The sequence below is a fragment of the Alicyclobacillus vulcanalis genome (genome assembly GCF_900156755.1).
Classification (GTDB): domain Bacteria; phylum Bacillota; class Bacilli; order Alicyclobacillales; family Alicyclobacillaceae; genus Alicyclobacillus; species Alicyclobacillus vulcanalis.
The window spans coordinates 96,329-111,236 of sequence record NZ_FTOO01000006.1 but is presented as its reverse complement, the minus strand read 5'-3'; the positions used below and the strand labels follow the sequence as shown (position 1 = coordinate 111,236).

Here is a 14,908-nt window from a genome sequence, read left to right as displayed (position 1 = left end):
AAGTGTGAGCGCGGTGTGAACCGAGATGTAGGAGGCTTGGCGGTTGACCTATCGAATGACACTTCCGAACGGAATTCGCGTGGTGGGGGAGGAGATGTCCTCCATCCGCTCGGTGAGCCTTGGGATTTGGGTCGAAACCGGATCCCGCTACGAGACGCGCGACGACAACGGCATCAGTCACTTCCTTGAGCACATGTTTTTCAAAGGGACTTCGCGCCACTCCGCCAAGGAGTTGGCACACCTCTTCGACGATCTCGGCGGGCAGGTGAACGCCTTTACCGCGAAGGAGTTCACCTGCTTCTATGCGCGCGTGCTGGATGAGCACTTCGCGCATGCGCTTGAGACGCTCGCGGAGATGCTCATGGATTCGCGCTTTGCGCCGGAAGAAATGGAGAAGGAAAAGCGCGTCGTGATCGAGGAAATTCGGATGTACGAAGACACGCCGGACGAACTCGTCATGGATCTCATCGCGCGCGGGGTCTACGGCGAGCACCCGCTGGGCTACACGATCCTCGGCCGCGACGAGAACCTGCTGCGTTTTTCCCGCGAAGACCTCCTGCGCTACGTCGAACGCCACTATCGGCCGGAGCGCATGGTGATTTCGGTCGCCGGGCACGTGCCCCAGGACTTGGTCATGCGCGAGGTGGAGCGCGTCTTTGGCGCATGGGCGCGAGGCGAGGACGCCGCCCCTGCGCTCGTCCCGCCGCCGTTTCACAAGACGGTCACCACCGAAGAAAAGGACATCGAACAGGTGCACCTGTGTCTGGCGGCGCCCGGGTATCCGGCCGGATCGCGCGAGTTGTATCCGCTCCTGCTCCTCAACAACGTGCTCGGAGGTACGCAATCCTCGCGCTTGTTTCAGGAAATTCGCGAGGACCGCGGCATGGCGTATTCCGTGTACTCCTTTCACTCGGCGTATCGGGATGCGGGCATGTTCGGCATTTACGTCGGCACCTCGCCCGAGTCGGTGGAAGAGGTGCTGGGGCTCGTACAACAGGTCACGGCGCGCATGTGGCAGGAGCCGATTTCGAGCGACGAGCTCGAAAAGGCCAAGCGGCAGGTCAAGGGTGCGCTCATGCTTGGGCTGGAGAGCTCGGGAAGCCGGATGAGCCGGTTGGCGAAAAATGAGATTCTGCTTCGCCGAGATGTGCCCATCGAGGAGACCATCGCGGGCATCGAGGCCGTGACCGCCGAAGACATCCAGCGGGTGGCAGAGGACGTGCTCAGCCACGGCTTTGCGCTCGCCGCGGTCGGCCCGCTCGCCGACTTCGCGTTCGATCGCGCCGCAAAGGCGGTGTCGGTACCGTCATGACGCTTGATCGCGACATTGAGGTGAAGGTCAAAATTGTGTCGCCCCTTCTGACGGCGGATGATCTACCGGCGTATGCGACCGAGGGATCGGCGGGCATGGACCTTCGGGCGTGTCTTTCCGAGCCACTCGTCATTCAACCCGGCGAGATCGTGTCCGTGCCGACGGGCATTGCGATTCAGCTCGCCCGCCGGGACGCCGTGGCGCTCGTGTACGCCCGGAGCGGGCTTTCCGCCAAGCACGGCATAGCGCTGGCCAACGGCGTCGGCGTGATCGACAGCGACTATACGGGGGAAATCGTGGTGCCGATCCGCCACGGAGGCACGCGGGCATTTGTGTTGCAGCCGAAGGAACGCATTGCCCAGCTCGTCATCGCGCCCATTTACGTGGCGCACCTCGCGCTCGTGGACGACTTCGAGCCGACCGCTCGCGGCGCGGGCGGATTCGGATCGACCGGGCGCGTGTAAAGCGGACCAACGAAAATCGTACTTGGCGGCCCAGGCGCAGAGCGCGCCTGGGCTTTTTGTCCTCTCACCCCTCGTGGGCGCGTGTCATAAGCTATGGCGCATGCCAATCGCGAGGTGACCCCAATGCTCACAGGCAAACACCTGGTCTTCGTCGGTGGAGACAGGCGCCAGCTGGAAGTCATCGCTCAACTTACGGACAACGACGCGAGCGCGACGCTCATCGGCTTCTCGGACGTCACGCGCACCTTTGCCGACACCACGTTCGCCGAACCGAGCGAGGCCGTGTTCGCGGAGGCAGATGCGCTCGTCCTGCCCGTCGCGGGCATGGAGGACGACGGGCGCGTCGACACCGCATTTGCGCCGCAGCCCGTCGAACTCAAAGAAGCGTACTTCCAGGCCATGCGCCCCGGCACCTTCGTCTTCACCGGCATCGCGCACCGCGTGTTGACGGAATGGTGCCAGCGCTACTCCCTTCGCTTGGTGAAGCTCATGGAGCTGGACGACGTGGCCATCCTGAACTCCATTCCCACCGCGGAAGGCGCGATCGCTATCGCCATGCAGGAAACCGACATCACGCTTCACGGCGCGAAGACGGTGGTGCTCGGCTTCGGCCGCTGCGGGCAGACGCTCGCGCACAAGCTTCACGCGATGGGCGCCGTGGTGCACGTGTGCGCCTCGGACCCGCGCGATCTCGCCCGGATCCACGAGCAGTCGCTCATCCCCGTGGCGCTCAAGCACATCGAGCACGCCGTGCACGACGCGGACATCGTGTTCAACACGATCCCTGCCATGGTGCTGCCGGCCGCCGTGATCAAGCGGATGCGGCGCGAAGCCGTGATCATCGACATTGCATCGAAGCCAGGAGGCACGGACTTCCGCTACGCCGAGCGGCGGGGCATGAAGGCCATTCTGACGCCGAGCCTTCCCGGCATCGTGGCGCCGCGCACGGCAGGCCGAATCATTGCGGCGTCCATCACGCGCATGCTGGCGGAAGACGACGAAGCGGCCTACGAGGAGGAAGAGTTATGGACCTGAGCGGCAAGACGATCGGCTTTGGTGTGACAGGGAGCCATTGCACGTACGAAGAGATTTTTCCGGAAGTCAAGCGGCTTTGTGAACTCGGCGCGCGCGTCGTGCCCGTGTTTTCCCATCACGTGATGCACACCGACACGCGGTTCGGCAAGGCGGGCGAGTGGGCCCAGAAAATCGAAGAAGTCACAGGCAATCAGGCCATCACGACGATCCCGGACGCGGAGCCGCTCGGGCCGTCAAGGGCCCTGGATGCCTTTGTCATCGCGCCCTGCACGGCCAGCACGCTCAGCAGGCTCGCGAACGCCAACACCGATTCGCCCGTGCTCATGGCCGCCAAGGCCACGCTGCGCAACGGGCGGCCTGTCGTAGTTGCCATCTCGACAAACGATGGGCTAGGCTTGAGTTTGTACAACATTGCGACGCTCATGAATGCGAAGAATATCTACTTCGTGCCGTTTGGCCAAGATGCGCCGCATGTTAAAATGAACTCGCTTGTTGCGCTCATGCGGTTGATCCCTGAGACCGTCGCGGCTGCCCTCGATGGCCGCCAGCTTCAGCCCGTGCTCATCGAACGGTGGCGCGAAGACAGGCCCTGAGCGCGATTCTGGGAGAAGGAGTTTGGGGATGGAGAGAAAAGAGCGATACACAATCGCCATTCTTGGCGCGACGGGCGCCGTAGGCAGGCGCATGTTGTCGACGCTGGAACGCCGTGGCGTTCCGGTGGGGGATGTTCGGTTGCTCGCCTCGCCGCGATCGGCAGGGACGCGCGTTTCCTTTCGCGGACAGGAACTCGAGGTGGAAGCGGTCCGTCCCGAATCGTTTGACGGCGTCGATCTCGCCCTCTTTAGCGCGGGCGCGTCGGCCAGCGAGACCTGGGCACCCATCGCGGTGGAGCGCGGCGCGATTGTGATTGACAACTCGTCGGCGTTTCGCATGCACGACGACGTGCCGCTCGTCGTGCCGGAAGTGAATGCGCACGCCCTTCGACAGCACCGCGGGATCATTGCCAACCCAAACTGCTCCACCATTCAGTTGGTTGTGGTGCTCCACGCGCTGCGCGAGTTTGGCCTTGAGCATGTCACCATTTCGACGTACCAAGCGGTGAGCGGCATGGGCCAGCGCGCCATCGACGCGCTGCGGGAGGAGGTCCGGCGCACCGAGGCGGGCGAGCGCGACGTGACGACCGTGTTCCCCGTCGTGAAGCAGGACCATCACGTGCCCATGGCATTCAACGTCATTCCACAGTGCGACATCTTCCTCGAGAACGGCTACACGAAGGAAGAGATGAAGCTCGTGAACGAGTCGCGCAAAATCCTTGAACTTCCTTCGCTGCGCGTGACGCCGACCGCGGTGCGCGTGCCCGTCTTGTACGGCCACGCCGAATCGGTCGCCGTCCGGTTCCGCGAGCCCGTCGACGTCCAGCAGGTCCGTGAGCGGCTCGCGAACGCCGAGAACGTCGTCCTCGTGGACGATCTCGCCGCCTGCCTGTATCCCCATCCGCGGATGGCCGAGGACCACGGCGAGACGTTCGTCGGCCGCGTGCGCCAAGACCTGGACGATCCGCGCTCCATCCTGCTCTTCATCGTCGCCGACAACCTCCTCAAGGGCGCGGCATGGAATGCGGTGCAAATTGCCGAGAAGCTCATCGAAATGGCGGGCTAAGCGAAGGAGTCGAGCGCTGTGAAGATAGTGGTGCAGAAGTTCGGGGGTACGTCGGTCGCGACGCCGGAGACCAGGCGCGCGGCGTACCGCCATGTCGAACGCGCCCTGCATGAGGGGTACGCGGTCGTGGTGGTGGTTTCCGCCATGGGCCGCCGCGGAGATCCCTACGCGACGGATACGCTGCTCAGCCTTCTCGAAGCCGGGGAAGGAGCGGGGCACGAGCCGGATCTGCGCGATCGCGACCTTCTGATGAGTTGCGGCGAGATCATCTCCGCCGTCGTCTTTGCGCACGAGCTCCGCAGCCGAGGCCTTCGCACCCGCGTGTTCACGGGCGCGCAGGCCGGGATCGTGACGTCGGACGACTTCGGGAACGCCCGCATCCTGGATGTGCGAACCGATGCGCTCAAGGCCGCGCTCGAGGCGGGCGAAGTGGCGGTGGTCACAGGGTTTCAGGGGTGCACGGAGTCCGGGGATGTCACCACACTCGGGCGAGGCGGGAGCGACACGACGGCCACGGCGCTCGGCGTCGCCCTCGGCGCGGAAGTGGTGGATATCTTCACCGACGTCTCCGGCATCATGACGGCCGATCCGCGAATTGTCGAAGACGCGCGCCAGCTGCGCCAGGTGACGTATACTGAGATCTGCAACATGGCTTACCAAGGGGCTAAGGTCATCCATCCGCGCGCAGTAGAACTTGCCATGCAGGGCAACGTGCCCATTCGCGTGCGCAGCACGCTGTCGGATGATCCCGGCACGCTCGTGACGCAGTCGGCTGCGCCCCTCGAGCACGGACGCGTGATGGACCGCTACGTCACGGGAATTGCGCATACCGCGAATGTGACGCAGATTCGCGTGCGCGGCGAGGGCATCGGCGCGTCCTCCATTTTCCGCTTGATGGCGGAACACCACATCTCCGTGGACTTCATTTCGGTGACGCCCTCGGAGGTGGCGTTCACCGTCCCGGACGCGCTGGCAGATGCAGCCTGCCATCACCTGTCGCAACTGGGGTATCGCGTCGAGGCGCGGCCCGGGTGCGCAAAGGTCTCCGCGGTCGGTGCGGGGATGATGGGGGTTCCCGGCGTCATGGCCCGCATTGTGGACGCGCTTGCACAGGCCGGGATCGAAATTCTGCAATCTGCGGATTCGCACACGACGATCTGGGTGCTCGTGGATGGCCGTCAGATGGAGGATGCGGTTCGCGCCCTGCATCGCGCCTTTCAGCTTTCGGGAACCTGAACAGGGGAGATGCGTATGGATTTTGGAAGCCTCATCACGGCGATGGTCACGCCGTTTGATGCCACGGGTGCACTGGACGAGGGGCGCCTGCGGCGGCTCGTCGACCATCTCATTGACACGGGGACCACGGCCATCGTGGTGTGCGGAACGACGGGTGAATCCCCCACGCTCAGCCACGCGGAGAAGCTGCGCCTGTTCGATGCGACGCTCCGGGCGGTGGACGGCCGCATACCCGTCATCGCGGGCACGGGAACCAATTCGACGAAGGATTCAATTGAGTTGACGCTCGAAGCCGCGCGGCTGGGTGTGCAGGGCGTGATGCTCGTGGCGCCGTACTACAATCGCCCGTCGCAGGAAGGGCTGTACATGCACTTTGCGAGCATCGCCGAGTCGACCACCCTGCCCGTCATGCTGTACAACGTGCCCGGCCGCACGGGCGTGAACCTGCAGCCTCAGACGGCTTTGCAACTGGCGGCCATTCCGAACGTCGTGGCGCTCAAGGAGGCGAGCGGCGACTTCTCGCAGATCTTGCGCATTGCCGCGGAGAAGCCGGACGACTTTCTGTTGTACAGCGGCGACGACAAGTTCACCCTGCCGATGCTGGCCGTCGGTGCGGCGGGCGTCGTGAGTGTGGCGGGTCACGTCGTCGGCCGCCAAATCCGGACGATGATGGACCTGTTCTGGCAGGGACAGGTGGACGAAGCCGCGTATTGGAGTGGCAGGCTGTTGCCCATCTTCGAGGCGATGTTTATGGAGGCGAGCCCCGCGCCGGTCAAGGAGGCGCTTTCCATCGTCGGGATCGACGTCGGATCGGTCCGGCCGCCGCTCGTGCCGGCGTCCAAGGCGCTCAGGGAGCACTTGTACGCTCTGCTGAACGCGCTCGGGGTTGTGGAAACCAGCTCGTGATAGAGAGGAGAGACGCCCTTTTGGCAACGCGCCTCGTCCTGCGCCGCGATCGAAGGCGGCGGTTGGAACAGGGTCATCCGTGGATTTACCGCTCGGAGGTGGAGCGAGTGGACGGCTCGCTCCAGCCGGGCGATCTCGTCGACATCGTCAATCACCAGGGCGCGTTTCTGGCGCGAGGCTATGCGAATCCGGCCTCGCAAATTTTTGCGCGCGTGTTGACCTACCGACAGGACGAGCCCATCGACGTGGACTTTTTCCGCCGCCGCTTCCGCCAGGCCGCGGAGTACCGCGAGCGGTTTGCGCCGCAGGCCTTGCAGTACGGCCGCGCCGTGTACGGAGAGGCGGACTTCGTCCCAGGGCTCGTGGTGGACCGGTTCGGGGACGTCCTCGTCGCACAGGTGTTGACGGCGGGGATGGAGCGGTTGTTCGATGACGCGCTTCAGGCGCTGGTCGATGTGTACAAGCCTCGTGGCGTTCTGGCGCGGAACGACGTGCCAGTGCGCGCGCTCGAGGGTCTGCCGCTCGTGGTGCAGACCGCGTACGGGGAAGTGCCGGATGTGGTCGACGTGATCGACAACGGGCTCGCGTTTCAGGTCGATCTGCGGCAGGGACAGAAGACGGGGTACTTTTGGGATCAGACGGAGAACCGCGCGGCCATCCGCCCGCTCATGACGGGGTGGACCAAGCGGCGAGCGCTGTTCGGCGCGAGTTCGGACGGCGGCGATGGCGCGCGCGTGCTCGACTGCTTCTGCCACACCGGCGCGTTTGCGGTGCACGCCCTGCACTACGGCGCATCGCACGTGAAGGCCGTCGACATCTCCGCGGACGCGGTGGCGCTCGCACAGGCGAATGCGCGCCGAAACGGCGTCGCGGATCGGGCGGAGTTCATCGTGGCAAACGCGTTTGACTTCCTGCGGGAGGAAGACGCCAAGGGAGCGCGCTACGACGTGGTCATCCTCGATCCGCCGGCGTTTGCAAAATCGCGATCGACCATCGAGCGGGCGGCCAAAGGCTACAAGGAGATCAACCTGCGGGCCATGCGCATCCTGCGCGATGGAGGGTTTCTCGTGACGGCGAGCTGTTCGTATCACATGTCGCCCGATCGGTTCCGCGAGACGGTCCTGGACGCGGCTGTGGATGCGCACAAAGTGCTGCGCGTCGTCCGCGATGCGCGCGCAGCGAGCGATCATCCTCAGAACGCGGGAGCGCCCGAGCAACACTACTTGAAGTTTCTCATTTACGAGGTGCGCAGCCGGCGATGAGCTGGCTGCGCCGTGGCCGAGGTCTTGCGCAGCAGGGCGCCCGCGGGGTATAGTGAATCTATACAATGATTGCATAATGTTGTGCGCGCGGCGCGAAGGCGGCCGTTCACCGCGGTGTGCCTGCATGCCATGAAACCGCTTGCGCGCGATGTCGCAGGGAAGGGGATGCGTCGCACGGTGGATGTCACCCATGAGCTGAACCCGGGGCTAGAGAGCGTGCTCACGCCCGAGCGCCGAAGCGACGAGCATGATCTCATCGAGGAGACGGCGCGCTCCTTTGTCGAGCGAGACGTGCTTGTGCGCATGGACGCGCTCGAATCGGGCGACGTGGACACCTTGAAAGCGCTTTATCGCAAGGCGGGTGAATTGGGCCTGATCGGGGTCGACCTGCCGGAGGCGTATGGGGGCATGGAATTGGACCCTCTGTCGGCGCTCTTGGTGGCCGAGGCGCTCGGTGAGACGGGCGGATTTGGCGTCTCCATCAACATTCACAGCGGGGTTGCGCTCCACCCGATTTTGTATTTCGGCGATGAAGCGCAGCGCATGAAGTATCTGCCTCGTCTCGTTTCGGGCGAGGTGGTCGCGTCGTACGCGCTCACCGAGCCGGATGCCGGTTCGGATGCGTTGCACGGCAAGGCAAACGCGCGGTTGGATGCATCGCGCGGGTGTTATGTGCTCAACGGCCAGAAGCAGTGGATCTCCAATGCGCGCGTCGCCGGCGTGTATGTCGTCTTTGCCCAACTGGCCCAGCACGGCATGACCGCGTTTCTCGTCGACCGAGATTTGGAGGGTGTGTCGGTAGGCAAAGAGGAGCGAAAGGTGGGCATCCACGCGAGCCCGACGGCGTCGCTCATCTTGGACGAGGCGGCTGTGCCCAAGGCGGCGCTGCTCGGCGCAGAGGGCCAAGGGCATCGCATCGCGCTGTCGGTGCTCAACTTGGCGCGGCACAAGATGGCGCTCTACGCCTTGGGTCAATCGAGGCGGGCTTTGCGCTTGGCCGCGCGCTACGCCAAAGAGCGGCGCCAGTTTGGCGCACCTATCGCTTCGTTCGAGATGATCCGCGAGAAGCTCGGGTGGATGGCGGCGCGGTACTTTGTCGCTCGGAGTGCCGCGTATCGCACCGCAGGCGAGTTGGCGCCAGGCAAGCGACGGGCACTCGAGTGCGCGCTTCGGTCGGATCTTGACCCCGGCGAAAAGGTCAGACTCGTCGCGGCGGCGCTCTCGTCGTGTATCTCCGCGTGTTCCTTGAACAAGGTGCTGGCGACGGAGGTGCAGGGCTTCGTCATCGACGAAGCGGTGCAAATTCACGGCGGCTACGGCTATATGGAGGATTACGAAGTCGCGCGCATGTATCGCGACGCTCGAATCACGCGCATTTTTGAGGGGACGAATGAAATCAACCGCCTTGCGGTGGTGCGCGATGTGCTTCTCTCTCGTTCGCGTGAAGCAAGCGCTTGTTCAGATGTCGAGCCTGCGCTGATCACGGCGGCGGTGAACCGCCTGCCCGCGGGCCATCTGCGCACGGCGCTCGAAGCTGGGGCGCAGCTCGTTGCCACGATGAAGTCCGCGTTTGCGAGCGTCGCCGAACCAGCGCTCGCCAGGTGGGGCGCTGAGCTCGTGCACAAGCAGGCGCTGGTGCGCCGCCTGGCCGATGCCCACATGTGGATGTACGCGCTGGAGTCGGCCCTTCTGCGCATCGCCTTGGCTGGAGATGCGCGCGGGTCCGCGCGCGATCTCGGCGCCGAGCTCGCTTTGGCGAGTGCGGCCGATGCGATGCGCTTCGGGTTCGCCCCGCTCCGCGAGGCTGCGCGGCACCTCGGCGTGAAGGTCGTGGAACCCGACATGCCGGACGAGATCGGCGTGTTCGACGCCATTGCGGCGTACGTATTGGATCAGGTGAGGTGACTGACCTATGGAAAAACCAGTGATTGGGTTTCTGGGGCTCGGCAAGATGGGCTTGCCGATGAGCCTGAATCTGGTGCGCGGCGGCTATGAGGTTCACGGATTCGACGTGGTCGAACGATCCCGCGAGGCGTTTGCGCGGGAGGGCGGGCTTGTGCATGCATCCGCGCTCGAGGTCGTGCGCGCGGCGGACGTCATCTGTGCGAGCCTGCCCGGACCGACCGAAGTGACAGACGTGTTCGAAGGCATGGTGGCGCAGGAAGGTCGGGAGCATCAACTGGTCATCGACTTTAGCACCGTGTCCCCGCAGGTCAACCATCGAGTGGCCGAGGCGCTGTCGCGGAAGGGAATTGAATACCTTGGGGCGCCCGTCTCTGGCGGCGTCGAACGCGCCGTGGACGGATCGCTCACGGTGATGGTGGGTGGCCCGAAGTCGTCGTTCGAACGAGCCAAACCGCTTCTCGACCTCATTGGGCAAAACGTGTTTCACATCAGCGAAGATGTCGGCGCCGGCTCGGTCGTGAAGCTCGTCAACAACTACTTTATCGGCTACTACACGCTCGCCGTCGCGGAGGCGCTCACGCTCGCGGGCGAAATGGGCATGGACCTCGAGCAGCTCTTCTCGATCTTGAATGTGAGCTACGGACAAAGCCGAATTTACGAGCGGAACTGGAAGCTGTTCATTTCGCAAGATGCCTATGAACCGGGCTTCACCACCCGCCTCTTGATCAAGGACTTGCACCTGGCCAAGGACATGGCCGCCGCGAAGGGGCTCGATCTGCCCATGACCGATGTCCTGATTCAAATGTACGAACGCGCGGCCGAACACGGATACGCCGATCTCGACATGGCCGCCATGTATCGCTACATCCAGGACGTCAAAAACGCAAAGCGGGCGTGATCGCCCGGAAAGAGGGGAATCCAGATGCGCCGTCTCAACAACTTCGTGAACGGGACTTGGGTGGAAGCGCAAACGGAGGCCACCGCGCCCGTGTATAACCCTGCGACCGGGGAGGTCATCGCGGAGGCGCCGCTTTCGACGCACGGGGATGTGGCGCGCGCCGTGGAAGGCGCCAAGGCGGCATTCGCCGTCTGGAGCCGCGTGCCGGTCGCGAAGCGAGCCCGGGTGGTGTTTGAATTTCTCGCGAAGCTGAAGGCGGAGCGGGACGACATCGCGCGGATGATCACGACGGAACACGGAAAGAGCTTCCTGGACGCGCAGGCCGAAGTGGACCGCGGGATCGAGGGCTTGGAGCACGCGCTGTCAGCGCCCACGCTGATGATGGGGGAATCGCTCCCAGACGTGTCGGAAGGCCTGGAGCAGACGTATTACCGGTATCCGCTTGGCGTCGTCGCGAGCATCACACCGTTTAACTTTCCGGCCATGATCCCGCTGTGGGTGATGGGCTGGGCGGTCGTCACGGGCAACGCCCTCGTTTTGAAGCCTTCCGAGCAGACGCCCATGACGACGCTGCGCCTGGTCGAGATGTTTCACGAAGCGGGCCTGCCGAACGGCGTCCTCCAGGCGGTCAACGGCGGCAAAGACGCCGTCGACGCCATCCTCTCGCATCCGGAGATTGTCGCGGTCAACTTCACGGGTTCGACGAGGACTGCCGCCTATGTATACGAGACAGCCGCTCGTCATCACAAGCGCGTGCAGGCGTTTGCTGGCGCGAAGAATCACGCCATCGTCCTCGAGGACGCCATCCTAGAGCCGACCATCGACGGCATCCTGCGCGCCGCGTTCCACAACGGCGGCCAGCGCTGCATGGCCACGTCGGTCGTGGTCGCCGTCGGGTCTGTGGCCGACGAAGTCGTGGAGCGGCTCGCCGACGGCGCGCGGCGCATGAAGGTGGGTTCCGGCTTTGAGCAGGGGGTCGACGTGACGCCGCTCATCCGGAGGGAACATCGCGACAGGGTTCGCGCTTACGTCGACGAGGCGGCCATGTCGGCGCGGCTCGTCGTGGACGGCAGACCGGCTGCGGAGGAACACCCCGAGGGCTTTTACCTGGGCCCGTGTCTGCTCGACGGCGTGACACCTGACATGCGCGTCTGGCAGGAGGAGCTGTTTGGCCCGGTCCTCGCCGTGGTGCGCGCGCGCGATCTCGACGAGGCCATCGCCATCGCCAACCGGTCGCGCTACGCGAACGGGGCCATCCTCTACACGCAGAGTGGCAAGGCCGCGCAGCGTTTCCGAGACCAGATCGACGCTGGCATGGTGGGTATCAACGTGAACGTGCCCCTGCCGGTGGCATTCTTCCCGTTCGGCGGTCATAAGGACTCGTTCTACGGGGTGACGGGCGAAAACGGCAAGGAACTTGTCCAATTTTTCACTCGGAAAAAGGTCGTTTCTACGCGCTGGTTTTGAGCGAGAGTGAGGTGGCCCATGGATAGCGTCTTGTTTCGACAGACCGGCACCGTGGCGTGGCTCGTATTGAATCGCCCCAAGCAACTGAATGCGCTAAGCCTCGAGATGATCCGCCTCATCAGGCGCCATCTGGACGAGATCGCGCAAGATGCGTCGGTTCAGCTCGTTGTGTTCGTGGGCGAAGGCGATCGCGCCTTCTGCGCCGGCGGCGACATTCGCGCCCTGTACGACGCGAAGGACGAGCCGAATCTCGAGACCGCCACGGCCTTTTTCTCCGAAGAGTATGCGCTCGACGACCAGGTGACTCGCTTTCCGAAACCGGTGTTGGCTCTCTGGGACGGCGTGGTCATGGGAGGGGGCGTCGGCCTCACGTACGGTGCGGCCTGGCGGGTCGCGACGGACCGCACGCGATTTGCGATGCCAGAGACGGGCATCGGTTTTTTCCCGGACGTCGGCATGTGCCATGCCCTCAGCCGGCTGGAGGGCGGGCTCGGCGGGTATCTCGCGCTCACCGGCGAGACCGTGGGCGCCGACGTTCTCCTCGCCTCAGGCATGGCGAACGCCTGGCTTCCGAGCGGCGAGCGGGCGTCGTTCGAGGCCGAGCTTGCGGAGCGCGGCCACGAGGGGCAGGGGGCGGATGAACTCGGCCGATGGTTGGCAGAGAGGCTCGCCCCATCTTCCGGGCCGTCGGGCGATACGGCCGACTTCCTGCGGTCCGTCAGGGCCTACTTTGTGCGCGCCTCGCTCGAGGAGATTGTGCATGGCCTGCGCGAGGCGGCCGCGCGAGATCCGTTCGCAGCGAAAGCGCTCGAGGTCTTGCGCCAGCGGTCGCCGCTCTCGCTGGCGGTCACGTTTGCGGCCCTCGACCGCGCGCGGCGCGCGACGTACCGCGAAGTCCTGCAGACCGATCTCAGCTTGGCGCTTCACTTCATCCGCGATGGGGACTTTGTCGAAGGCGTCCGCGCACGGCTCGTGGATAAGGATCAACGCCCGAGATGGCGGCATGCCGATCTCGCGGACGTCACACCCGACGAGGTCGAGGCCTTTTTTCACCCCATGGCGCACGTCGCCATTCCCTTTGTCGATTGAGTTCCCGAGAGGAGCGTTGTGAGATGGAGTCATCGCCCATTGCCGCCTTCGCGCAGCTCATCGCACCGGAGACGTACAACCTCGCGAGCGCCATCCTCGATAAGGACGCGTCCAAGCGCGCACTCATCTGGCGCTCGGACAACGGCCTCAGGCGCACGCTGACCTACGGTGAGCTGCGCAGCGAATCGCTTCGCCTGGCGTCATCGCTCTACGATCTCGGCCTGCGCCAGGGCGACCGCGTGCTCGTGCTGATGCCTCGCCGCCCGGAGACGTACGCCATCTATCTCGCGATTCTCTCGCTCGGGGCCGTCGTCTTGCCAGGGTCCGAGTTGCTCATGCCGGCGGACATCGCCTACCGCCTGCGGCACGCGGAAGCGAAAGGCGTGATCGCCCACGCGTCGCTCGCGGACCGCGCAGAAGCGGCGCTCCACGACGTGCCCTCGGCCAAGCTGCGCGTGGTGGTCGAGGCGCCGCGGGAAGGCTGGCTCTCGTACGAGGATCTCGTCCGCTCCGCGCCGAACGAATGGGAGGTGACCCCGACGCGCCGGGACGATCTCGCCTTTCTCTCGTACACGTCCGGCACGACGGGCTACCCGAAAGGCGTGATGCATGTGCACGGCTGGGCCCACGCCCACTGGCACATCGCCGCCAAACGCTGGCTTGGCATCGAACCGACGGACGTGGTGTGGGCCACGGCGGGGCCTGGGTGGGCGAAGTGGATCTGGAGCCCCTTCGTCGCCACGCTCATGTCGGGGGCGACGGGGTTCCACTACGGGGGACGATTCGACGCCGAGACCTTCCTCCGCCTGATAGACGAAGAACAGGTCAACGTGCTGTGCGCCACCCCGACGGAATACCGGCTGATGGCCAAGGTGGATGGACTCGAGCGGTTCCGCCTCTCGTCGCTGCGCCAGGCCGTGAGTGCTGGAGAACCCCTGAACCGCGAGGTCATCGACACCTTCAGGCGCTATTTCCATGTCAACGTTCGCGACGGGTACGGCCAGACCGAGAACACCCTGCTCGTCGCGACCTGCGTCGACACGGAGCTGCGGCCCGGCTCGATGGGGCGGCCGACGGTCGAAGGCGCTGTCGAGATCGTCGACGAGGAGGGCAGGCCACTCGGGCCGGGTCAAGTGGGAGACATCGCCGTGCGCCGCGACTTCCCAGCGCTCTTCCGGGGCTACTACAAGGATGTCGAGCGCACCGAGGCGCAGTATCGCGGCCCGTGGTATATCACGGGCGATCGCGCCGAAAAAGACGAGGACGGCTATCTCTGGTTCAGCGGCCGGGCGGACGACATCATCATCAGCGCCGGGTACACCATTGGTCCGTTTGAGGTGGAGGACGCCTTGGTCAAGCACCCAGCGGTGCGGGAGTGCGCGGCGGTGGCGAGCCCGGACGAGGTGCGGGGCGCCATCGTCAAGGCGTTTGTCGTGCTGAAGGACGCTGAACTTCACCGGCTTGTGGCCACGGACGAAGCGCGCCGCGAGGCGCTCGTCAGCGAGTTGCAGCAACACGTGAAGCAGATCACCGCGCCGTACAAGTATCCGCGCGCCATTGAATTCGTGGAAGATCTGCCCAAGACAGCGTCAGGAAAGATTCGGCGCGTCGAGTTGCGGGAGCGCGAGTGGAAAGGCTCGCGCCCGTCGCGGCACGGCGGCCAGGGAGGTTGACA

13 protein-coding genes are annotated in these 14,908 nt (G+C 64.8%); all 13 read left to right on the top strand.

All coding sequences use genetic code 11. The features are described from left to right. The first annotated feature begins 43 nt into the window (after positions 1-43). The 13 genes from BW934_RS08495 (at position 44) to BW934_RS08435 (ending at position 14,906) form a co-directional block, all read left to right on the top strand. Positions 44-1,312, top strand: a complete 1,269-nt coding sequence (locus BW934_RS08495) for a M16 family metallopeptidase (RefSeq protein ID WP_084182544.1) — start codon at positions 44-46, stop codon at positions 1,310-1,312. A 14-nt stretch (positions 1,313-1,326) separates the two neighbouring features. Then, positions 1,327-1,776 (top strand): dUTP diphosphatase, encoded by a 450-nt coding sequence (dut, locus tag BW934_RS08490; protein ID WP_076347251.1) that lies wholly within the window; start codon positions 1,327-1,329, stop codon positions 1,774-1,776. A gap of 123 nt (positions 1,777-1,899) precedes the next feature. Further along, on the top strand, positions 1,900-2,811 hold the full coding sequence (dpsA, locus tag BW934_RS08485) for a dipicolinate synthase subunit DpsA (RefSeq protein WP_076347077.1): 912 nt from the start codon (positions 1,900-1,902) through the stop codon (positions 2,809-2,811). Continuing rightward, a complete protein-coding gene (locus BW934_RS08480; protein WP_076347075.1) occupies positions 2,802-3,404 on the top strand; it encodes a dipicolinate synthase subunit B in 603 nt (200 codons plus the stop codon). Before dpsA ends, BW934_RS08480 begins: the two co-directional genes overlap by 10 nt. Positions 3,405-3,432: 28 nt before the next feature. Further along, entirely contained in the window at positions 3,433-4,470 is a 1,038-nt protein-coding gene (locus tag BW934_RS08475; RefSeq protein ID WP_076347073.1) for an aspartate-semialdehyde dehydrogenase, read from the top strand. An 18-nt stretch (positions 4,471-4,488) separates the two neighbouring features. Beyond that, on the top strand, positions 4,489-5,706 hold the full coding sequence (gene dapG, locus BW934_RS08470) for an aspartate kinase (protein WP_076347071.1): 1,218 nt from the start codon (positions 4,489-4,491) through the stop codon (positions 5,704-5,706). A 15-nt stretch (positions 5,707-5,721) separates the two neighbouring features. Further along, complete coding sequence (dapA, locus tag BW934_RS08465) at positions 5,722-6,612, top strand: 4-hydroxy-tetrahydrodipicolinate synthase (RefSeq protein ID WP_076347069.1); 891 nt, start codon at positions 5,722-5,724, stop codon at positions 6,610-6,612. Between the two features lie 20 nt (positions 6,613-6,632). Then, complete coding sequence (locus tag BW934_RS08460) at positions 6,633-7,874, top strand: class I SAM-dependent rRNA methyltransferase (protein WP_076347067.1); 1,242 nt, start codon at positions 6,633-6,635, stop codon at positions 7,872-7,874. Between the two features lie 177 nt (positions 7,875-8,051). After that, positions 8,052-9,779: an acyl-CoA dehydrogenase family protein gene (locus BW934_RS08455; RefSeq protein WP_234969690.1), complete on the top strand. Its 1,728-nt coding sequence runs from the start codon at positions 8,052-8,054 to the stop codon at positions 9,777-9,779. A 7-nt stretch (positions 9,780-9,786) separates the two neighbouring features. Then, the gene (locus tag BW934_RS08450; protein WP_076347065.1) at positions 9,787-10,677 is read left to right on the top strand and encodes an NAD(P)-dependent oxidoreductase; all 891 of its coding nucleotides are present in this window, start codon (positions 9,787-9,789) and stop codon (positions 10,675-10,677) included. A 24-nt stretch (positions 10,678-10,701) separates the two neighbouring features. Beyond that, positions 10,702-12,144 (top strand): CoA-acylating methylmalonate-semialdehyde dehydrogenase, encoded by a 1,443-nt coding sequence (locus BW934_RS08445; protein WP_076347063.1) that lies wholly within the window; start codon positions 10,702-10,704, stop codon positions 12,142-12,144. 18 nt (positions 12,145-12,162) lie between these two features. Beyond that, positions 12,163-13,233, top strand: coding sequence for an enoyl-CoA hydratase/isomerase family protein (locus BW934_RS08440; RefSeq protein ID WP_076347061.1), 1,071 nt, complete (start codon positions 12,163-12,165; stop codon positions 13,231-13,233). A gap of 23 nt (positions 13,234-13,256) precedes the next feature. Beyond that, positions 13,257-14,906: an acetate--CoA ligase gene (locus BW934_RS08435; RefSeq protein ID WP_076347059.1), complete on the top strand. Its 1,650-nt coding sequence runs from the start codon at positions 13,257-13,259 to the stop codon at positions 14,904-14,906. Positions 14,907-14,908: the final 2 nt, after the last annotated feature.